This window comes from Nonomuraea sp. NPDC050478, from assembly GCF_044458265.1.
GTDB lineage: Bacteria > Actinomycetota > Actinomycetes > Streptosporangiales > Streptosporangiaceae > Nonomuraea > Nonomuraea ferruginea.
Window position 1 is genome coordinate 816,695 of record NZ_JBITHT010000003.1, and the last position, 20,121, is coordinate 836,815.

Consider the following 20,121-nt stretch of genomic DNA (forward strand, 5'->3'; position numbering starts at 1 on the left):
TCAACTCCCTGGGCGCAGCTCGTATCGCGGATTGAACATCACCTTGCGTCCGTCCTGGATGCTCACCAGGCCCTCGGCCTTGACCGGGCGGCCCGGCTCGATGCCGGCGATCTTGCGGCGGCCGAGCCAGACCAGGTCGATCACGTCGGAGCCGTCGTAGAGCTCGGCTTCGAGCGCGGGCGCCCCGCCTCTCGGGCGCAGGGTGACAGTACGTAGCGTACCGGCGACGCAGAAGCGGCGGCGGCCGCCACACGCGGCGATGGGGGTGGCGCCGGCCTCGTCGGCGTCTTCGCGCAGCTCCTGGGCCTCGATCTCGGACTGGCTGGAGGTCAGCCGGCTCAGGAGACCGCGCAATCCCCCACGTTTGGGAGGCTCTGCCGTACTCATGATGAATCAGCCTATGTGATGAGGGCTGATCAGCGAATCTCGCTGATCTCCGGCCCTCGTCTGAAGGGGTTCTCACGCACCTCGGGCTGCTCGGCGGCGGCCTGGTCGTTCGGACGGCGCAGCGGGATCGACTCCTCGCGGGCCATCGGCTCGTCGCCGCGCACCACCACGATGTCCTTGATGAAGTCGACGAACGCGGCGGCCAGTTCGTCGTCGACCGCCGCCCGGCCGTTGACCACGGCCAGCAGGAACCAGCGCGACCCGTCGACGCCCATATAGCGGGCGGCCCTGTCGGAGCCCTCCACGGTCACCTTGCCCACCAGCTCGGCCCCGAACGGCCCCTCGCGCTCCTCCAGCGTCTTGGCGGCGTTCTTGATCTTGGCTCTGACCTCCTCCCACAGCCCGGACGACTTGGGCGCGGCCAGCGCCTGGAGCTGCAGCGAGCTCTCCTCCCACAGCACGACGACGCCGACGTGCTGGTCGCCCACCGAAGCCAGGCGGACGTCGAAGGCCGGGTTGTGGGGCAGCCGCAGGCCGCCCAGGTCGATCCGCTCGGTGTCGGGGTGGGGCTCGTCGGCGTCCCACGGGCCGGACTCGCGGGTGGGCGCCTGAGCGGTCGCCTCGGCCACCTGCTCCTGCTGCTCACGACGGCGACGACGGAACACTGTGTCTCACTCTCCCTGTATCAACGTCCTGTGGAACCGTGGCCGCCCGTGCCCCGCGCCGACCCGGGCAGCTCGCCGACCTCACGGAAGGCCGCCGTCTCCACCCGCTGGAAGACGAGCTGGGCCATCCGGTCGCCGCGGCGCAGCCTGAAGGGCTCCTTCGCGTCGGTGTTGATCAAGGTGACCTTGATCTCGCCGCGGTAGCCGGCGTCGACCGTGCCGGGGGCGTTCACCAGCGTGACGCCGTGGCGCGCGGCCAGCCCCGAGCGGGGATGCACGAACGCGGCGTAGCCGTCGGGCAGCGCGATCGCCACGCCGGTCCGGATGACGGCCCGCTCGCCCGGCAGCAGCTCGGCGTCCTCGGCGGCGTAGAGGTCGGCGCCGGCGTCGCCGGGATGGGCGTAGGAGGGCAGCGGCAGGCCGGGGTCGAGCCGCTGGATGAGAACCTCCGGCTCGCTCACGGGTTCACCTCGTAGTCCTGGTGTTCGGCCTGCAGGGCCGCGAGGTCGCCGTGTTCGGCGAAGTGCGTCATGTCCACCTCGATGAACAGCGCCGCCGCCCGGACGGCGACCGGGCCGCCCGGGGCGCCCACGCGCCCCTCAGCCTCAAGGTACGCCTTCCTGCCCGCTATCCCGGTGCACCAGGCGCGCAGGTGGAGTGTCGTGCCGACGGGAACGGGGAGAAGGTAGTCGGTCTCCAGCCGTGCCGTGACATAGGGCTTACGGAGCAGCCAGATGGACATTCCGATGACCTCGTCCATGGCGCTGGCGAGCACGCCGCCGTGCGCCAGCCCGGGCGCGCCCTGGTGCGACTCCCCCACGGTGAACGCGGCCTCGACGCTCGCGCCGTCGGGGGTGACGGCGGCGATGTGGAGACCGGTGGGGTGGTCGTCGCCGCAGCCGAAGCAGCGGCTGAAGTGGGAGCCGAGCGAGCCGCCCGCGGACGGCCCGTCAGGGTGCGTCTTCGGGGGCTCGGCGCCGGGTGGCGGGGTGGTCAGGGTGGAGCGGGTCACGGGTGATGAGATTACTCGCTGTCAGCACCGGATCGTCCCGCCGCACCGGGTTTCCCGTCGTCGGCGGGTCCTTGGGAGCCGGCCGGGGCGCCGGGCAGCTCCGAGCCGGCGGCGACCGGCGGGGCGACCGCCACCATGGAGGGTGGTGGAAGCGCCGGCAGGTCGGTCATCAGCTCGGGGAGCGCCCGGTAGATGACCGCGGCCACCGGCACGGCCACCACGGCCCCGGCGATGCCCGCCAGGATGCCGCCCACCGACAGCGCCAGGATGATCGCCAGCGGGTGGAACTTCAGCGCCCGCCCCACGATGAGGGGCTGCAGCACGTGGTTCTCCAGCTGCTGCTCGACCACCAGGATGCCGACGAAGATCAGCGCGTACACGATGCCCTTGGCTCCGAGCGTGACCAGGGTGGCGACGGTGCCGGCGAAGAAGATGCCGACGATCGGGATGAAGCTGGCCAGGAAGATCAGCACGGCCAGCGGCGCCCAGAGCGGCACCCCCATGCCGGCCAGCACGATGCCCATGACCACGCCGTGCACGGCGGCGACGAGCACGCTGCCCTGCACGTAGTGGGAGAGCGTGCTCCACGCGGCCCGGCCCGCCCTGTCGACCCGCGGCGACATCCGCCCGAAGCCCTTGAGGAACCAGCCCCAGATCCGGTCGCCGTCCTTGAGCAGGAAGAACGTGACGAACAGCAGCAGCACGATGGAGGCGAGCACCTCGACGGCCACGGCCCCGGCGGTCAGCACCGTGCCGGTGATGGCCGTGCGCTGGGCCTCGATGAGGGCGACCACCTCGTTGAAGTACTGGGTGATCTGCGTCTGCTGCAGGTGGAGCGGCCCGGTCACGAGCCATTCCTGCACTTCGCCCACCGTGGCCTGGACCTGCTTGACCAGGTTGGGGAACTCGTCGGTGGCGCGGGCCCCGACGAGCCAGCCGGTGCCGGCCAGGACCGCCAGGGCCGCGATCATGGTGAGCCAGGTGGCGTAGATGGGCCGCATGCCCGCCTGGCGCAGGCTCCTGGTCATCGGGAAGAGCAGCGCGGTCAGCAGCAGGGCGATCGCCACGGGCAGCACCACGAAGCTGAGCCGGGCGATGATCTGGACGAAGTAGAAGACGACCACGCCGGTGAGGATCAGGCACAGGCTCCAGGCCGCCATCTTGGCCAGCACGGGCGGCACGAGTTTGGTGGGGCGGTCGCTCAGCACACTCCAAGACTGGCACGTCCAAGCGCGGGACGCGCGCCTATCGACCGCCCCGTATTCCTCCCGCGGCGACCCCGCCCGCGGGGAAACTCCCGCGTCAGCCCAGCTCCACCTCGATCGAGGTCTCCTCGCCGTGCTCCAGCACGAACTCCTCGACGTGCCCGGCGCCGCACAGGTCGTCCTGGGCGAGCCGGACCAGCCCGGCCCTGGGCGAGGTCACCGTGAGCCTGGACACCTCCGCCCGCATCGACTGCTTGGCCTCGGACTTGGCCTTGCGCACCTGGCGGAGCACCTCGGAGGCGGCCTCCAGCACCGCAGGGTCGCCCGCGACGGCCCCGGGCTCCGGCCAGGCGGCGCCGTGCACCGAGCCCTCGCGCCACCAGGACCACACCTCTTCGGTGACGAACGGCAGGAACGGCGCGAACAGCCGCAGCTGCACGTCGAGCGCGCGGCGCAGCGCCTCGTGGGCCGACGCCGCCGCCGCGTCGCTCCCGTACGCCCTGGCCTTGACCAGCTCCAGGTAGTCGTCGCAGAAGGTCCAGAAGAACCGCTCGGCGACCTCCAGCGCCCGCGTGTGGTCGTAGCCGCCGAAGGCCTCGGTGGCCTCGCGCACCGCGCCGGACAGCGCCGCGAGCATCGACAGGTCGACCGGCTCGGTGACCTCGCCGCCGCCCTCGCCGAGCCCGAGCACGAACTTCGACGCGTTGAGGATCTTGATGGCCAGCCGGCGCCCGATCTTGAGCTGTCCGGCGTCGAAGGCCGTGTCGACGCCGTAGCGCCCGTTGGCCGCCCAGTAGCGGACCGCGTCGGAGCCGTGCTGCTCCAGCAGGTCCATCGGGGTGACCACGTTGCCCTTGGACTTGGACATCTTCTTGCGGTCGGGGTCGAGGATCCACCCGGAGATGGCCACGTCGCTCCAGGGCAGGCCGCCGAACTCCAGGTGGGACCTGACGACGGTGGCGAACAGCCAGGTGCGGATGATCTCGTGGGACTGCGGGCGCAGGTCGGCCGGGAACACCCGGCGGAACAGGTCGTCGTCGGTCTCCCAGCGCCCGGCGATCTGCGGCGTGAGCGACGAGGTCGCCCAGGTGTCCATGACGTCGGGGTCGGCCATGAAGCCGCCGGGCATGCCCCGCAGCTCCTCGGCGTAGCCGGGCGGGGCGTCGGACGACGGGTCGACCGGCAGCGCCTCCTCCGGCGGCAGGATCGGCTCGTCGTAGACCGGCTGCCCGTCCTGGTCGAGTGGATACCAGACGGGGAACGGCACGCCGAAGAACCGCTGACGGGAGATCAGCCAGTCACCGGCCAGGCCGCCCACCCAGTTGTCGTAGCGGGCCCGCATGTGCGGAGGGTGCCAGGCCAGCTCGCGACCCCGCTCCAGCAGCCGCTCGCGCAGCGCCTCGTCGCGCCCGCCGTTGCGGATGTACCACTGGCGGGTGGTGACGATCTCGAGCGGCTTGTCGCCGCGCTCGTAGAACTTGACCGGCCGCCGCACCGGCCGCGGGTCGCCCTCCAGATCGCCGGACTCGCGCAGCAGCTCCACGATCCGCTCGCGGGCGCTGTGGACGGTCTTGCCGGCCAGCTCCTTGTAGGGGTCGGTCTCGACGCCCTCGGGCGGCTCGGGCAGCAGCCGGCCGTCCCAGCCGATGACCGGGCGGGTCGGCAGGTCGAGCTCGCGCCACCAGGTCACGTCGGTGACGTCGCCGAACGTGCAGATCATCGCGATGCCGGTGCCCTTGTCGGGCTCGGCCAGGTGGTGGGCCAGCACCGGCACCTCGGCGCCGAACAGCGGGGTGAGCACGGACGTGCCGACCAGCGACCGGTAGCGCTCGTCGTCGGGGTGGGCGACCAGCGCCACGCAGGCCGGGATCAGCTCAGGCCGGGTCGTCTCGATCCAGACCGGCCCCTTCTCGCCGTAGAACGAGATCTTGTGGAAGGCGCCGGGCCACTCGCGGTCCTCCAGCTCGGCCTGGGCGACGGCGGTGCGGAAGGTGACGTCCCACAGCGTCGGCGCCTCGGCGAGGTAGGCCTCGCCGCGCCGCAGGTTGCGCAGGAACGCCCGCTGCGACACCCGGCGCGACTCGTCGCTGATCGTGGTGTAGAGCAGCGACCAGTCGACCGACAGGCCGACCCGCCGCCACACCTCCTCGAACGCCCGCTCGTCGATCTCCGTCAGCTTGTGGCAGAGCTCCACGAAGTTGCGCCGCGAAATGGAGACCTCACGTTTGCCGGGCTTCTCCGGTGGCACGAAGTCGGGGTCGTACGGCAACGACGGATCGCAGCGCACGCCGTAGACGTTCTGGACGCGGCGCTCGGTGGGCAGGCCGTTGTCGTCCCAGCCGATCGGGTAGAACACCGACTTGCCGATCATGCGCTGGTAGCGGGCCATGATGTCGGTGTGGGTGAAGGAGAAGACGTGACCGACGTGCAGGGAGCCGGAGACGGTGGGCGGCGGCGTGTCGATCGAGTAGACCTGCTCGCGCGGCCTCGACCGGTCGAACCGGTAGGTGCCCTGCTCTTCCCAGCGGGCTACCCATACCTGCTCCAGGCCGTCGAGAGACGGTTTCTCGGGCATGGACGCATGGCGTAGTCGCTGCTGAGTCATGCCTCCTTATGGTACGGCTTGCCGGGGCCTCGAAGCGGCACAGACTAGGGTTCGTTACAAAGGGGAAGGAGAGATCGCATGGCGGATGACAAGCCCGACATCGCCTGGCGAGTCGTCGGGGGCCTGGTGGGGCTGGTGACAGCCTGGGCCGCCAGGAAGCTGCTCGGGTTCGCCTGGGTGAAGGCGACCGGCAAGGAGCCGCCTATCGACCCAGACTCACCCGAGGTCAGCATGGGGGAGGCGATCGGCTACGCCGTCGTGATGGGCGTCGGCATGTCCGTCGCGCAGATCGTGGTCAACCGGACGGCCAAGAAGCGCTACGACTCATGGCGGGCTCTGAAGCGGACGGTGACTCCAGAGAGCTGAGAAACTCGCTGGCCCAGCGGTCCACGTCGTAGGTGGCGACCCGGCGGCGCATCGTACGCATCCGCCGGGCCAGCTCGTGCGGCGTGGCCCGCATGGCGGCGAGCATCTGGCGCTTGAGGTCCTCCACGTCGTACGGGTTGACCAGGAACGCCTGGCGCAGCTCGTCGGCCGCCCCGGCGAACTCGCTGAGCACCAGCGCGCCGTTCAGGTCGTGGTGGCAGGCGACGTACTCCTTGGCGACCAGGTTCATCCCGTCGCGCAGCGGCGTGACCACCATGACGTCGGCCGCCAGATAGAGCGCGGCCAGCTCGTCCTTCGGGTATGACTGGTGGAAGTACTGGATCGGCTGGCTGCCGAACTCCGAGGTCTCGCCGTTGATCCGCCCCACCTGCAGCTCGATGTCGTCGCGCAGGCGCCTGTATTCCTCCACCCGCTCCCGGCTGGGCGTGGCGATCTGCACGAACACCGCCTCGCCGGGGGTGATCCGGCCGTCCTTGAGCAGCTCGCCGAACGCCTCCAGGCGCTGCCCGATGCCCTTGGTGTAGTCGAGCCGGTCCACGCCGAGCAGCACGTGCTCGGGGTCGCCCAGCTCCATCCTGATCTCCTTGGCGCGCGAGACCACCTCCGGCCGGCGCACCATCTCGTCCAGCTCGCCGAAGTCCACGCTGATCGGGAACGCCTGCGTGCGGACGATCCGGTCCTCCAGGAAGATCTCACTGCCCTTGTACGGGACGCCGAGCAGCCTGCGGCACAACCGGCGGAAGTTCGCGGCCCCGCCGGGCAGCTGGAATCCGACCAGGTCGGCGCCGAGCAGACCCTGGACCAGCTCGCGCCGCCACGGCAGCTGCCAGAACAGCTCGACGGGCGGGAACGGGATGTGCAGGAAGAAGCCGATGCGCAGGTCGGGCCTGAGCTCGCGCAGCATGGCGGGCACGAGCTGCAGCTGGTAGTCCTGCACCCACACGACCGCGCCTTGCTCGGCGTGCGCGGCCGCCGCGCGGGCGAAGCGCTCGTTGACCGCCCGGTACGCCTCCCACATCGACCGCTCGAACACCGGCGGCGCCACCACGTCGTGGTAGAGCGGCCAGAGCGTCGCGTTGGAGAAACCCTCGTAGTAGAGCTCGATCTCCTCGGCCGTCAGCGGGATCGAGATGAGGTTCATCCCGTCCTGCTCGAACGGCTCCAGCTCCTCGTCCGGCGCCCCGGGCCAGCCCAGCCAGGCGCCGTGGCGACGCTGCATGACCGGCGCGATGGCGGTGACGAGACCACCAGGGCTCCGGCGCCACGAGGCCGTTCCGTCTTGCTCGACGACCCGGTCGACGGGCAACCGGTTCGCGACGATCAGAAACGAACTACGGCCAACCACCCAATTCCTCCTTGACTCACTGTCACGGAAGGCGCGAAGCGCGCCTCACAGCGGCCACCACCGAGTCCGGCCCCGCATGGGGGACGATCGCGGCGATATGGGCATCGGGCCTGATCAGCCACGCCTCATCGGGTCTGGCGCCGAGCCTCTCAGCGAGCACGCCCGACCCATCCACCTCCGCGAGCTCGCGGACGACGAGCGGCGCCGTACAGACCTTGCCCAGGACCTGCGCAAACAAACCCGAATCACACATTTCGCCCAGGAGTACCAGGAAACCGTCGGGGCAGAACTCGCGCAGCCGCCCCCCGGGCACCGGCATGTCGGGCACGATCACGCCGGGGCAGGGATCGCACAGCGCGCCCTTGGGCGGCCTGCCCGCGAACGGCCGGCCGGGGTCGGGGGTCGTGAGCGGCGAGTCCACGTACCAGAAGGGCTCGGCGAACCGCCCGGAGTCGACGCCGTCGGCCCGCCCGGTGGCCAGCGCGGTCTCCAGCGCCGCACGCCTGCGCGCCCGCTCCTCGTCCGTACGGGGCGCGAGGAAGCGCATGGTGGCCGCCGTGACCTCCAGGTTCTCGCGGGCGGCGGCGTGCCGCTCGTCGTGGTACGTCTCCAGCAGCTCCTCCGGCGCCCACCCGTTGAGCACGAACGCGAGTTTCCACGCGGCGTTCTCGGCGTCGGGCACCCCGGAGTTCAGGCCGCGCGCCCCGAACGGCGCGACCAGGTGGGCGCAGTCGCCCGCCAGCAGCACCCGCCCGGCCCGCATCCGCGAGGCGATGCGCGAGTGGAAGCGGTAGGTCGTCTGCCACAGCAGCTCGTAGTCGCGGTCGCCGACGATCGCCCGGATCTTCCGCGCCACCTCCTCACCGGTGGGCACGGCGTGCGGCGGGATCTGCCAGTCGACGCGGTAGGTGGAGCCGGGGCAGGGGTGGACGAGCACCTGGCGGCCGGGGTTCCACACCGGGTCGAAGTGGAAGCGCCGCTCGTGCTCCCAGCCGGGCAGGTCGGCGCGGACGTCGCAGATGAGGAACTGGTCGTCGAACGTCTCGCCGTCGAACGTCACCCCGAGCGCCTGCCGCAGCGCCTGGCCGCGGGCGCCCGCGCAGACCACCGCGTACGGGGCGCGCAGCACGCGGTCGCCGCAGCGCACGGTGACGCCGCCGTCGTCCTGTTCGAGACCGGTGACCCGGTGGTCCCACCGCACCTCGGCCAGCGGCTGGGCGGCGAGCGCCGCGTCGAGGATCTGCTCGGTGCGGGTCTGCGAGATGTTCACGCACGCGGGCAGCCCCGGCCCGCCGTCGAAGGTCCAGGAGAACAGCTCCTCGCCCCGGTAGTACGTGCGGGCCGTGGTCCAGGCCAGGCCCTCCTCCGCGATCCGGCCGGCGCCGCAGGCCGCCCAGATGTCGAGCACGTCGCGCTGCTGGCAGATCGACTTCGACCCGGCCGGCTCGCGCCCCGGCCGCCCGTCGAGGACGAGCACCCGCACCCCCCAGCGGGCCAGCAGCAGCGCCGCGGTCTGCCCCACCGGCCCGGCGCCGACCACGATGACCTGCGCGTCCTGCATCGGCCCTCCTCAGCTCTGGAGCCGCGCCCACACCTCGCGGTCGCGCTCCGCCGTCCAGACGCGCGGCCGCTCGACCCCGTCCAGCTCGTCCCACAGCCGGGAGACGTTGAACGGCATGCAGTGCTCGAAGATCGGCCAGGCGCCGTAGCGGGGTTCGAGCGCCCGGTGCGCGGCCTGGAACGCCTCCTTGAGCGTGCCGCCGCGCTCGTGGGCCGCGCCGACCTCACGCAGCATGACCCGCAGGAACTCGCGGGTCTGGGCGATGGCCGCGTCGACCTCCGACCGGCCGCGCGCCACCTCTCCCCTGCCGCCGACCAGCGTCCGCGCGCCGAACGAGGCCACCCGGTCCAGCGTCGCCGACGCCCATGCGCGGTGGAAGGCGTCGCCGGTGTAGAGGGCGGCCCGCGACTCGACCAGGTCGCCGGCGAACATCACGCGCTGCTCCGGCAGCCACGCCACCAGGTCGCCCTCGGTGTGGCCGCGCCCGCAGTGGTGCAGCTCCAGCCGGCCGCGCCCGCCGCCGAGGTCGATGGCGAGCCGGTCGCCGAACGTGAGCGTCGGCCAGGTCAGGCCGGGGATCGACGCGGGCTCCTTGAACAGCCGGGGCATGCGGGCGTACTCGCTGGCCCAGTCCTCCGCGCCGCGCTCGGCGATCAGCTCGCGGGTCTTCTCGTGCGCGACGATCACGTCCGCGCCGAACGCCGACGCGCCCAGCACCCGCACCGCGTGGTAGTGGGACAGGACCAGGTAGCGGACCGGTTTGCCGGTGTGCTCGCGCAGCAGCGCCAGCCATTCGCGGGCGGCCACGGGGGTGGCCATGGCCTCGAAGCAGACCAGGAAGTCCTCGCCCTCGACGGCGCCGACGTTGGGGTCGCCCTCGGCGGTCAGCGCGTACACGCCCTCGGCCAGTTCCTCGAAGGAGCGCGTCTTGTCGGCGAGGTCCGCCGACGAGGCGAACGGCTTGGCCATGATCCCTCCCGGTCAGGCGACGGCAGCTAGGACATACCCGGCCATCATCCGCTTCTTCCCGCCGATCCTGGCCGAAGTCAACGGGTGACGGCCCGCGTGCTTGACAGGGGCCGTCAGGCGTGAAGTGATTACCGAACAGTCGGTCGGTAATCGGGAGGGTCCATTGGAGACCGCGCGTCGCATGATGGACGACGACACCGCCTCCGCCGCGCTCGGCATCGAGCTGGTCGAGCTGGATCCCGGCCGGGCCGTGTGCCGGATGAAGGTCACCGGCCAGATGATCAACGGGCACGCGCTCTGTCACGGCGGCTACGTGTTCCTGCTGGCCGACACGGCGTTCGCGTGCGCGTGCAACACCTACGGCCCCGTCACGGTCGCGGGCGGCGCCGACATCACCTTCGTCTCCCCCGTCCGCGAGGGCGACGTGGTCGCCCTCGGCGGTCAGCGCGTACACGCCCTCGGCCAGTTCCTCGAAGGAGCGCGTCTTGTCGGCGAGGTCCGCCGACGAGGCGAACGGCTTGGCCATGGTCCCTCCCGGTCAGGCGACGGCAGCTAGGACATACCCGGCCATCATCCGCTTCTTCCCGCCGATCCTCTTCGAAGTCGACGGGTGACGGCCCGCGTGCTTGACAGGGGCCGTCAGGCGTGAAGTGATTACCGAACAGTCGGTCGGTAATCGGGAGGGTCCATTGGAGACCGCGCGTCGCATGATGGACGACGACACCGCCTCCGCCGCGCTCGGCATCGAGCTGGTCGAGCTGGATCCCGGCCGGGCCGTGTGCCGGATGAAGGTCACCGGTCAGATGATCAACGGGCACGCGCTCTGTCACGGCGGCTACGTGTTCCTGCTGGCCGACACGGCGTTCGCGTGCGCGTGCAACACCTACGGCGCCGTCACGGTCGCGGGCGGAGCCGACATCACCTTCGTCTCGCCCGTCCGTGAGGGCGACGTGCTGGTGGCCGAGGCCGCCGAGCGCACCCGCTACGGGCGCAGCGGCGTCTACGACGTCACGGTGCGCAGGGCGGACGGCAAGGTGGTGGCGGAGTTCAGGGGGCGGAGCAGGGAGCTGAGATGAGCGGGGGCGGGCTACAGGGGGACGTGCGGAGGTTCGGCGGGCTACGGGCCTAAGCGCCCGCGCTCCTGGCCGGGCGGCAGCGTCTTGACCCGCAGGTCGTCGCGGATGGCGGCGGCGAGCTTCTTGGTGGCCATGCGGTTGAGCGTGCCGCCGGCCACGGCGCCGGTGAGGAACGGGCCGAACGTGGTCAGGTGGCGCCCGAGGACCCTCAGCAGGCGGTTGCGCAGCGCGGTCTTGGTCGCGGCGCCGAGCGCCAGCGTCACCGAGGAGGGGGCCAGCGGGTCGATCCCGCGCTGCTTGGCCCAGGCGGCGGTGAAGGCGATCGCGCGCTGGGCGCCGGTGCCGTCGACGTGCACCCCGTACACCTCGTGCAGCTCGGCGAGGAGCTTGACCTCGATGGCGGCCACCACGATGGTCTCGGCGACGAGCTGGGCGGGGGCGGAGAGGAGGAGAGGAGGAGCGGCGAACTCGGCCGCCGCGACCGCGCCGCCGATGGCGCCGACCGTCATCGTGCCCTTCATGGCGGTGCGTACCAGGTCGTCGGCGAGCTCCTCGCCGGTCAGGCCCTGGTGGTGCTGGGAGAGCGTGTGCAGGTCCCTGATCGGGATGCGGGGCGCGATGTTGAGGAAGACGTCGGCCAGCCATCGGCCGCGGCCGGCGCCGGACTTCCTGGCTCTCGCCGCGCCCACGGAAAGCGCGCGTGTGAGTCGGCCGAGCAGTTTGCGCCGCTCGGCCGGTTCGAGCTCACCCGGCTGGGTGAGCCTGCCCACGAGTTCGCCGACCTCTTGACCGGGGTCGGCGGCCTCGTCTTCTGAGTGTCGATCAGGTGATGCCACGCGTATGCCTCCTTATCAGGCGGCGCACTCCCGGCAGATCTGCTGGCCGTTCTTCTCCGAGGCCAGCTGGCTGCGGTGGTGCACCAGGAAGCAGCGCGCGCAGGTGAACTCGTCAGCCTGACGCGGGATCACGCGCAGGCTGAGCTCTTCGTTCGACAGATCCGCACCGGGCAGCTCCAGCGACTCGGCCAGGTCGGTCTCGTCGATGTCGATGCTGCCAGACGACTTGTCAGTGCGCCGCGCCTGGAGTTCCTGGAGGCTGTCTTCGCCCAGGTCGTCGTCGGTCTTGCGCGGGCTGTCGTAGTCGGTAGCCATCGTGCTTACTCCATCCCCCTCATCAATATGTGTTCGCGCTCATCGCGCGTGTTCTAACGTCCGGGAAGCTCATCTTGTGCCCGTTCCGCCGGGGAGATTTCCTCTCGGTACCCCGAGGAAACGGACGACGAACCTCCCAACACGTCAGGGCCTGCTGCCGACGGCAGTGGTTAGCCAAATATGGCGAAACCCACAGCCTTGGCGTCATGCGCCACCGTGTTCGACGGCACATCCAACCACATGTGCGACGCGAACGAGACGCCCCCCGTGGGGCAACACGCCGGATCAACGTCGCGGCAGCCGGATCGTCACCACTAGTCCGCCACCCTCCCGCGGCACCGCGTTGACGTTGCCGCCGTGAGCCTGCACCACAGCACGGACGATGGACAGCCCGAGACCCGCTCCCTTGGCCGAATCCACCCGGTCGGCGTTGAGCCTCCTGAACGGTTCGAACAGGCTGTTCACCTCGTACGCCGGGACATGCTGCCCCGTGTTGGCCACCTGAACAACCAAGGCCCCGTCCACCATTCCCGTACGGATCCAGACTTTTCCGTTTTCGGGAAGGTTGTACTTGACGGCGTTCTCCAGCAGATTGCTCACCGAGCGTTCCAGGAGCACCGGATCGCCGATGGTAGGGGTGCTCACCAGTTCGGTGGTGAGCGTGACGCCGTGCTCCGCGGCGAACGGCGTCACCTGGTCCACGGCCGTCTGCGCGACCTCCTTGACGTCCACCGGCTTGCGCACCGCGAGCTCGCGCTCGCTCCTGGCCAGCAGCAGCAGGCCCTCGATGAGCTTCTCGTTGCGCGCGTTGACCTCCAGGAGGGTACGGCCGAGCGCCTTGAGGTCCTCGGACGCCTCCGGATCGGACAGCGCGATCTCCAGCACCGTCCTGTTGATGGTCAGCGGCGTGCGCAGCTCGTGGGAGGCGTTGGCGACGAACCGGCGCTGGGTGTCGAAGGCGACGTTGAGCCGGGTGAGCATGTCGTCGAAGGTGTCGGCGAGCTCCTTCAGCTCGTCGTCCGGGCCTTCCAGGCCGATGCGCTGGTGGGCCAGCGTGCTCTCGGAGAGCTTGCGGGCGGTCGCGGTCATCTGGGTGACGGGCCGCAGGGCCCGGTCGGCCACGAAGTAGCCGAGGATGACCGCCAGGATGCCGACGCCGAGCAGCACCAGGATCGACTGCCTGACGAGGGTGTCCAGCACCTCGCTGATCTGGTTCACCCGCAGCAGCTGCACCTGCTGCTGCAGGTCGGCCGCGAACTCCGGGGAGATGTAGCCGGGCACCTGGAGCTGGAACTCGAACCCGGTGTAGAGCGTCGAGCGGATGATGAAGTACATGACCACGAGCAGCATCGCGCCGGCCGTGAAGAACATCGCGCTGTAGGTGAGCGTGAGCCGCCAGCGGATGCTGACCTTCCCGGTCAGCCCCTTGATGCCCGCCGCCGGGTCGTGCTTCACCGGGCCGTACTCGGGCGGCGGCGGGCCGTCCCAGGCAGGCGGCCCGCTCGGCGGGGGCGGCGGCCCCTGCCTGGCGGCCCGCGCCGAGTGCGGGCTGATCATCGGATGCGTCGGCACCGACTCACGGCCCGGCTCCCGATCCGACGGTTCTGTCACAACTTGTACCCCACGCCGGGGACGGTCTCGATCACCTGAGGCTCGCCCAGCTTCTTCCGCAGCGTCATCATGGTCACCCGCACCACGTTGGTGAACGGGTCGATGTTCTCGTCCCATGCCTTGTCGAGCAGGTCCTCCTGGCTGACCACCGCGCCCTCGGCGCGCAGCAGCTCCTCCAGGACGGCGAACTCCTTCTTGGTCAGCACGATCTCCCGGCCGTCACGCTCCACGAGCCGCTTGCCCGGGTCGAGCCGGATGCCGGAGCGCTCCAGCACCGGCGGCAGGGCCGGCGCCGACCGGCGGCCGAGCGCCCGCACCCGGGCCACCAGCTCGACGAACACGAACGGCTTGGCGAGGTAGTCGTCGGCGCCCAGGCCGAGCCCCTCCACCTTGTCGTCCACGTCGCCCGACGCGGTCAGCATCAGGATCCGCGACGCGGTGCGCTGCCCGACCAGGCGGCGGCAGACCTCGTCGCCGTGCACGACCGGCAGGTCACGGTCGAGCACGATCACGTCGTAGTCGATGTAGGAGGTGCGTTCGAGCGCTCCGCCGCCGTCGTAGGCGACGTCCACGGCCATGGCCTCGCGCCGCAGCCCGGTCGCGATAGCGTCGGCGAGAACCTTCTCATCCTCGACCACCAGTACGCGCACGCTGCCACACCTTCCTCTGGTTCTGATGACTCATTGTGCCCCTCGCTTCGATAAGCGCACGGTAAGGCATGTCCAGGGACAGGTGACGCAGCCCACAGAGAATTCCATGTTTCGGACGGCGAGAGGTCTGGGTATGCCTGCGAGACACCCATGCGCCCGTGTCCCCTTCGGGCTCCGCACGGGCGGGTGGGCCTTCGCCCCGTACGAATCGAACCCCTGAGAGAGTAGGTGAGATGGGCGAGTTCACGACCACGATCGAAAGCCGCCTCGACCAGGCTTACAAGGGTCTTCGGGAAGCCAGGAGCGCCGGTGACGACTACCTCGCCGACACCCTCACCGCCGAGATCGAGGATCTGCGCCGCCTAGCGGACGATCACGGTATCCCGTTGCGCTGACATGGTTTTCACGCCGACGGCCGGAGCCCCGAAGGAGTGGCTCCGGCCGTCGGCGTCCTCACCTCAGGAGTCGCGTGCCGGGTCGAGCGCCGCGAGCAGGTCATGCAGCTCCTCGAACAGCCCCGGCGGCGCGCAGAGCGCCATCTCGGCGCCGCACGGCCCGCCGTGCAGGCCGCCGACCCTGGCCCCGGCCTCGGCGGCGACCAGCCCGCCCGCCGCGTAGTCCCAGTAGTTGACGCCCCGCTCGTAGTAGGCGTCGACCCGGCCGAGCGCCACCGAGCACAGGTCGACGGCGCACGATCCGCCGCGCCTGATGTCGCGTACCCGCGGCAGCACCCCGGTCAGCACCTCGGCCTGGACGGCCCGCCGCGCCGCGCCGTACGCGAACCCGGTGGCGACCAGCGCCTGCCCGAGCGGCGGCGCCGGGTCGCACCGCAGCCGCTCGCCGCCGAGCCAGGCGCCCTCGTCCAGGGCGGCGGTGAACACCTCGCCGCGCGGCGCCACGTTCACCACGCCCGCCACCACCCGGCCGCGCACCTCGACCGCGATGGACACGGCCCAGTCGGGCAGCCCGTACAGGAAGTTGACCGTGCCGTCGATCGGGTCGACGACCCAGCGCACGTCGGTCTCGCCGGGCCGGTCGCCCTCCTCCTCGCCGAGGATCCGGTCGCCCGGCCTGACCGCCAGGATGCGCTCGCGGATGAGCTGCTCGGAGGCCCGGTCCAGGACGGTGACGACGTCGGTGGGGCTGGACTTGGTCTCGATGTCGGCCGAGCGGGTGGACATCGAGGGCCGCTTGGCCAGCAGCATGTCGCCGGCCTCGCGGGCGATGTCCTCGGCCAGCCGCAGGAAACCGGCGGGTGTGGTGGTGCCGGGCATCAGGCCACCGACTCCGGGCGCTTCCACTCCTCGCCGAGCACGTGGTGGGCGAGGAAGGCCAGGACGGACTCGTACCAGGCGACGACGTTGCCCGGCTTGAGTATCCAGTGGTTCTCGTCGGGGAAGTACAGGAACTTCGACTCCACGCCGCTGCGCCGCAGGTCCCACCACAGGCGCAGGCCCTCGCCGATGGGCACGCGGTAGTCCTTGTCGCCGTGGATGACGAGCATCGGAGTGGTGATCTTGTCCAGGGCGAGGTGCGGCGAGAGCTCGCTGTAACGTTCCGAACCCGCGGGGCCGAACTCGCGCTGCCAGTACATGGCCGCGTCGGTGGTGCCGGCGAACTGGTCGAGGTGCCAGAGCGAGGCGTGGGTGACGATCGCCCGGTAGCGGTCGGTGTGGCCGGCGACCCAGTTGGCCATGTAGCCGCCGAACGAGCCGCCCATCGCGGCCGTGCGCCCGGCGTCGAGGTCGTCCCTGGTCAGCGCGGCGTCCACGATGGCCTCAAGGTCGGCCATGGTGCGCGGGCCCCAGTCGCCCCAGCCGCGGTCGATCATGCCCTGACCGTAGCCGGTGGACAGGGCGGGGTCCGGCATCAACACGGCGTAGCCGTGGCTGGCCATGATCCACGCCTGCCAGCGCCACTGCCAGTCGTTCCAGGAGGCCACCGGGCCGCCGTGGATCCACAGCAGCAGCGGCGCGGGGTCGGCGGCGGAGGCGCCTTCCGGCAGCACGAGCCAGCCGCGGATGGTGACGCCGTCGTCGGCGGTGGCGGTGACCTCGGTGAGGGTGCCGGGGGTCTCGGGGCGCGGCGCGGGCGAGGGCAGGTCGGCGATGGCGCCGTCGAGGCCGATCCTGGCGGGGCCTGGGGCCAGCGCGACCCCGCTGCGCAGCGCGTACAGGGACCCGCCGTCGGCCGAGACGTTGAGCGCGAGGTACGAGGCGTCGTCCGCGGTGAGCCTGGTCACCTCGCCGTCCTCCAGCGTGACGCGGAAGACCGGGCGGCGGCCCTGGTGGTCGGCGGCGATGTGCACGGCGGCGGAGTCCGGCGCCCACACGACGTCCGAGGGGAACAGGTCCGGCGCGTACGTCCGCCCCTCGCCGGTGGCCAGGTCGCCGATCCACAGCTCGATGCGGACGGACCGGTCCAGGGCGGCGTGCCGCTCGCGGACGCAGGCGATCTTGGTGCCGTCCGGCGAGACGGCGAGCGGGCCGCCGAAGTCGTGGCCCTCCTCACTGGCGAGCGTGCGCCGCTCCCCGGACTCCACGTCGATCGCGACCAGCTCGACGCGCTGCTCGGCGTGGGACAGCGGGATCCGCCAGGTGGAGATCACCGTGCGGCCGTCGGGGGTGAGCGTGAAGGCGGCGTCGCGCAGCGCCTCGCCCGGGTCGGGGGTCAGGTCGCGGACGTCCTCCAGGCCGTCGGGGCCGAGCCTGCCGGCGAACAGGCGGGTGCGGCCGGGGCCGAGGTCGTGGTCCCAGTAGCGGACCGGGTAGCCCTCGTGCAGGATCGCGCTGATCCCGGCGTCCTTGCGAGCCTTGCGCCGCTCGGCCTCGTCCGCCTCCTCGCCGTCCAGCACGTCGGAGGCGAACACGACCGTGTCGCCCGCGGTCCTGAAGGCGCCGACGCCGCCGGGGCGGGCGGCGATCCGGCGGGCCTCGCCGCCGCCCGCGGGCAGCAGCCAGAGCGCCGCCACCTCCTCGTCCGCGTCCTTCACGGTGGGGTCGGGGCGGGAGCTGGTGAACAGCAGGTCGCCCGTGCCGGTGAACTCGGCCGCCGTCTCGCCCTTGGCCGACCGGGTCAGGCGGTACGGCTCGCCGCCGAGGGGGATCGCCCAGAGCGCGGTGCCGTACGACTTGCCGTCCGGGTTGAGCGTCTGGACCACGGAGACGAGCCGGGAGTCGTCGGGGGAGAGCTTCAGCGAGTGGACACGTGGGATGGCCACATAGTCACGGATATCGTCAAAGGGGCTCACTTGTCCGAACCTACCTCCTGGCGGGACCACCGGCACGTCGCCATAGGCTTGTTCACGTGGCACATTACGACGCGTTGCTGGTGCTGTCGTTCGGCGGTCCCGAGGGTCCCGACGACGTCATGCCCTTCCTGGAGAACGTGGTGCGCGGCCGGGGGGTCCCGCGCGAGCGGCTGCTGGAGGTCGCCGAGCACTATCAGAGCTTCGGCGGCGTGAGCCCGATCAACGGTCAGAACCGCGACCTGGTCGAGGCGCTGCGCCCGGTGGCGGGCGTGCCGGTCTACTGGGGCAACCGCAACTGGCACCCGTTCGGCGAGGAGACCGTGCGCCGGATGGCCGACGACGGGGTGCGCAGGGCCGCGGTGTTCGCCACCTCCGCCTACGCGGGTTACTCCAGCTGCCGTCAGTACTACGAGGACATCGCCAGGATCTCCTTCGACGGCGGCCCCGAGCTGGTGAAGCTGCGCCACTACGGCGACCACCCCGGGTTCGTCGCGGCGATGGCCGACCACACCCGGCAGGCGCTCGACCGGCTCAAGGACAGGGCCGGCCACGACCACGCCCGGCTGGTCTTCACCGCCCACAGCATCCCCGTCTCCATGGCCGAGACCGCGGGGCCGTCGGGCGGCCTGTACGAGGCGCAGCTGCGCCGCACGGCCGAGCTGGTCAACCGGGCGCTGGGCCGCACCGCGCCGTGGGACCTGGTGTGGCAGTCGCGCAGCGGCCCGCCGCAGGTGCCGTGGCTGGAGCCGGACGTCTGCGACCACCTGCGTGGGCTCGACGCCGAGGCCGCGGTGCTGGTGCCGATCGGGTTCGTCTCCGACCACATGGAGGTCGTCTACGACCTCGACACCGAGGCCAGGCAGGTGGCCGAGGAGCGCGGGCTGCCGATGGAGCGGGCGTCGACGGCCGGCACCCACCCCGCGTTCGTGCGGATGGTGCGCGAGCTGATGGACGAGCCGGAGCCGGTGCCCTGCGCGCTCACCTGCTGCCCGGCGCCGAAGCGCAGGCCCGCTCAGGTGCCGGATCAGGTGTAGGAGCGGGCGTAGGCGTCGGCGATGCCGAGCACCTTGTTCACGTAGTCCCATGAGTGGTTGTAGTGCCAGACGGCCTTGCGCAGCTTCTCACCGCCCTGGCCGGCGCCGACGGCGCACAGGTAGTTCGCCGCTCCCGGGACCGCGTCGTACGGGCTCCAGATGTCCTTCTTGCCGTCGCCGTCGCCGTCCACGCCGTAGGCCTTCCAGGTGGCGGGCATGAACTGCATCGGCCCGAGCGCGCCCGCGCTGGAGGGGCCGTTGTTGCGGCCGTGGCCGCTCTCCACCTGGCCGATGGCGGCCAGCACGGTCCATGACAGGCCGGGGCAGCGGGTGGCCGCCTGCTGGTACAACTCCAGGTAGCTGCCCGGCCTGCCGGTGGTGACGGCGGCCCGCTGCGGCTGCTCGCGTTCCCGGTGAGCCTTGTCGAGCATGACGACCTGGGCGCCCTGGCCGAGCGCCTTGCGCACGCCCGCCTCGCTGATCTTGCCTTCCTTGCCGTGCAGCAGCACCGCCACGCCGGGGGCCAGCCCGAGCGCGCGGCCGAGCTCGGTGCCGACCAGCGCGTCGACCCCGGTCAGGCCGAGCGGCGCGGAGGCGGCCAGCCGCAGCCGGGGCCCGCCGTCCACCTGGTAGTACGCGCCGAGTTTGAGGTCGTACTTGCGCACGGCCGCCGCGTCGGCCACGAACTCTCCCCTGGCCAGCGCGCTCCACACGCCGGGGTGCCCGGCGACCGCCTCGGGTGTCCAGGAGCGGAACTCGGCCTGGTCCACCGCGAGCAGGTTGAGCCCGGTGCCGGCCACCTTGACCGAGCCCGCGTCCACCACGATGGCCTTCTGCACGTGCTTGAGCGCCGACAGCGCGAAGCGGGTCTCCTTGGGCACCTCGCCCGGCGCGATGGCGAGCACGCGCGGCGGGGTGGGGGTGACGCCGGCGCCGCCCTCGCCGAACTCCTTCACCGGAGCGGCGGTCGGGGGCGTGGTGGGGACGAGCTTGTCCAGGCCCGCGGTCTGCCTCTCGGGCCGTTTCTCCGTCTCCCGCGCCGCCGGGCCGGCGGACGGATCCTCCCCCATGACCAGCACCACGCCGCCTGCCGCGATCGTGACCGCGAGCACGGCGGTGACCATGAGCAGCACCGCGCGCAAGGAGGGAAGACCGGACACCCGGGACACGTTAACCCACTCGCCAAGAAATCTGTTGCCATCCGGACAGACGA

The 20,121-nt window shown here is 71.4% G+C and carries 21 protein-coding genes; 5 read left to right on the plus strand and 16 right to left on the minus strand.

The window, feature by feature from the left end:
• From ACIBF7_RS18115 to valS, 6 genes are all read right to left on the minus strand, one after another.
• Nucleotides 1–387 (minus strand): OB-fold nucleic acid binding domain-containing protein, encoded by a 387-nt coding sequence (locus tag ACIBF7_RS18115; RefSeq protein WP_148030311.1) that lies wholly within the window; start codon nucleotides 385–387, stop codon nucleotides 1–3.
• A gap of 29 nt (nucleotides 388–416) precedes the next feature.
• Complete coding sequence (locus tag ACIBF7_RS18120) at nucleotides 417–1,052, minus strand: DUF3710 domain-containing protein (RefSeq protein WP_271275905.1); 636 nt, start codon at nucleotides 1,050–1,052, stop codon at nucleotides 417–419.
• 20 nt (nucleotides 1,053–1,072) lie between these two features.
• A complete protein-coding gene (gene dut, locus ACIBF7_RS18125; protein WP_219543132.1) occupies nucleotides 1,073–1,513 on the minus strand; it encodes a dUTP diphosphatase in 441 nt (146 codons plus the stop codon).
• On the minus strand, nucleotides 1,510–2,064 hold the full coding sequence (locus ACIBF7_RS18130) for a PaaI family thioesterase (RefSeq protein WP_148030309.1): 555 nt from the start codon (nucleotides 2,062–2,064) through the stop codon (nucleotides 1,510–1,512). Before ACIBF7_RS18130 ends, dut begins: the two co-directional genes overlap by 4 nt.
• 11 nt (nucleotides 2,065–2,075) lie before the next feature.
• Entirely contained in the window at nucleotides 2,076–3,272 is a 1,197-nt protein-coding gene (locus ACIBF7_RS18135; protein ID WP_364230027.1) for an AI-2E family transporter, read from the minus strand.
• Nucleotides 3,273–3,366: 94 nt separating this feature from the next.
• Nucleotides 3,367–5,844, minus strand: coding sequence for a valine--tRNA ligase (valS, locus tag ACIBF7_RS18140; protein ID WP_271275908.1), 2,478 nt, complete (start codon nucleotides 5,842–5,844; stop codon nucleotides 3,367–3,369).
• A gap of 108 nt (nucleotides 5,845–5,952) precedes the next feature.
• On the opposite strand from valS, the gene ACIBF7_RS18145 reads away from it, so the two are divergent.
• Nucleotides 5,953–6,240: a DUF4235 domain-containing protein gene (locus tag ACIBF7_RS18145; protein ID WP_148030306.1), complete on the plus strand. Its 288-nt coding sequence runs from the start codon at nucleotides 5,953–5,955 to the stop codon at nucleotides 6,238–6,240.
• On the opposite strand, the gene ACIBF7_RS18150 is transcribed toward ACIBF7_RS18145, so the two are convergent.
• From ACIBF7_RS18150 to ACIBF7_RS18160, 3 genes are read right to left on the minus strand one after another with little or no spacing between them, the layout of a single operon-like run.
• Nucleotides 6,170–7,606, minus strand: coding sequence for a trehalose-6-phosphate synthase (locus tag ACIBF7_RS18150; RefSeq protein ID WP_148030305.1), 1,437 nt, complete (start codon nucleotides 7,604–7,606; stop codon nucleotides 6,170–6,172). The two genes, ACIBF7_RS18145 and ACIBF7_RS18150, sit on opposite strands and share 71 nt — an antisense overlap.
• Before the next feature lie 22 nt (nucleotides 7,607–7,628).
• Nucleotides 7,629–9,167, minus strand: coding sequence for an FAD-dependent monooxygenase (locus tag ACIBF7_RS18155; protein ID WP_397197618.1), 1,539 nt, complete (start codon nucleotides 9,165–9,167; stop codon nucleotides 7,629–7,631).
• Nucleotides 9,168–9,176: 9 nt separating this feature from the next.
• Nucleotides 9,177–10,136, minus strand: a complete 960-nt coding sequence (locus tag ACIBF7_RS18160; RefSeq protein ID WP_397197619.1) for an MBL fold metallo-hydrolase — start codon at nucleotides 10,134–10,136, stop codon at nucleotides 9,177–9,179.
• 163 nt (nucleotides 10,137–10,299) lie between these two features.
• Here ACIBF7_RS18160 and ACIBF7_RS18165 point away from each other — a divergent pair, with 163 nt between their 5' ends.
• Both ACIBF7_RS18165 and paaI read left to right on the plus strand, forming a co-directional pair.
• Nucleotides 10,300–10,692, plus strand: coding sequence for a hotdog fold thioesterase (locus tag ACIBF7_RS18165; RefSeq protein ID WP_397197620.1), 393 nt, complete (start codon nucleotides 10,300–10,302; stop codon nucleotides 10,690–10,692).
• 151 nt (nucleotides 10,693–10,843) lie between these two features.
• On the plus strand, nucleotides 10,844–11,212 hold the full coding sequence (gene paaI / locus ACIBF7_RS18170; RefSeq protein ID WP_148034405.1) for a hydroxyphenylacetyl-CoA thioesterase PaaI: 369 nt from the start codon (nucleotides 10,844–10,846) through the stop codon (nucleotides 11,210–11,212).
• Between the two features lie 41 nt (nucleotides 11,213–11,253).
• On the opposite strand, the gene ACIBF7_RS18175 is transcribed toward paaI, so the two are convergent.
• The 4 genes from ACIBF7_RS18175 to ACIBF7_RS18190 all read right to left on the minus strand — a co-directional run bounded on the left by ACIBF7_RS18175 (nucleotide 11,254) and on the right by ACIBF7_RS18190 (nucleotide 14,624).
• Nucleotides 11,254–12,048, minus strand: coding sequence for a hypothetical protein (locus tag ACIBF7_RS18175; RefSeq protein WP_271275911.1), 795 nt, complete (start codon nucleotides 12,046–12,048; stop codon nucleotides 11,254–11,256).
• A 15-nt stretch (nucleotides 12,049–12,063) separates the two neighbouring features.
• Entirely contained in the window at nucleotides 12,064–12,363 is a 300-nt protein-coding gene (locus ACIBF7_RS18180; protein ID WP_148030302.1) for a DUF4193 domain-containing protein, read from the minus strand.
• A 285-nt stretch (nucleotides 12,364–12,648) separates the two neighbouring features.
• Nucleotides 12,649–13,920, minus strand: a complete 1,272-nt coding sequence (locus tag ACIBF7_RS18185; RefSeq protein WP_271275948.1) for a HAMP domain-containing sensor histidine kinase — start codon at nucleotides 13,918–13,920, stop codon at nucleotides 12,649–12,651.
• Nucleotides 13,921–13,970: 50 nt separating this feature from the next.
• On the minus strand, nucleotides 13,971–14,624 hold the full coding sequence (locus ACIBF7_RS18190; RefSeq protein WP_219543126.1) for a response regulator transcription factor: 654 nt from the start codon (nucleotides 14,622–14,624) through the stop codon (nucleotides 13,971–13,973).
• Nucleotides 14,625–14,857: 233 nt separating this feature from the next.
• Between ACIBF7_RS18190 and ACIBF7_RS18195 the strand changes: the two genes are divergently transcribed.
• Nucleotides 14,858–15,019, plus strand: coding sequence for a hypothetical protein (locus ACIBF7_RS18195; RefSeq protein ID WP_187281037.1), 162 nt, complete (start codon nucleotides 14,858–14,860; stop codon nucleotides 15,017–15,019).
• Nucleotides 15,020–15,082: 63 nt separating this feature from the next.
• Here ACIBF7_RS18195 and ACIBF7_RS18200 read toward each other — a convergent pair whose 3' ends face one another.
• On the minus strand, nucleotides 15,083–15,898 hold the full coding sequence (locus ACIBF7_RS18200; RefSeq protein WP_271275912.1) for an inositol monophosphatase family protein: 816 nt from the start codon (nucleotides 15,896–15,898) through the stop codon (nucleotides 15,083–15,085).
• Nucleotides 15,898–17,844 (minus strand): alpha/beta fold hydrolase, encoded by a 1,947-nt coding sequence (locus tag ACIBF7_RS18205; protein ID WP_271275913.1) that lies wholly within the window; start codon nucleotides 17,842–17,844, stop codon nucleotides 15,898–15,900. Before ACIBF7_RS18205 ends, ACIBF7_RS18200 begins: the two co-directional genes overlap by 1 nt.
• A gap of 86 nt (nucleotides 17,845–17,930) precedes the next feature.
• On the opposite strand from ACIBF7_RS18205, the gene ACIBF7_RS18210 reads away from it, so the two are divergent.
• The gene (locus ACIBF7_RS18210) at nucleotides 17,931–18,908 is read left to right on the plus strand and encodes a ferrochelatase (RefSeq protein ID WP_271275914.1); all 978 of its coding nucleotides are present in this window, start codon (nucleotides 17,931–17,933) and stop codon (nucleotides 18,906–18,908) included.
• Here the strand turns inward: ACIBF7_RS18210 and ACIBF7_RS18215 are convergent.
• Entirely contained in the window at nucleotides 18,899–20,068 is a 1,170-nt protein-coding gene (locus ACIBF7_RS18215; protein WP_364230034.1) for a lytic transglycosylase domain-containing protein, read from the minus strand. The genes ACIBF7_RS18210 and ACIBF7_RS18215 overlap by 10 nt on opposite strands.
• Nucleotides 20,069–20,121 lie beyond the last annotated feature (53 nt).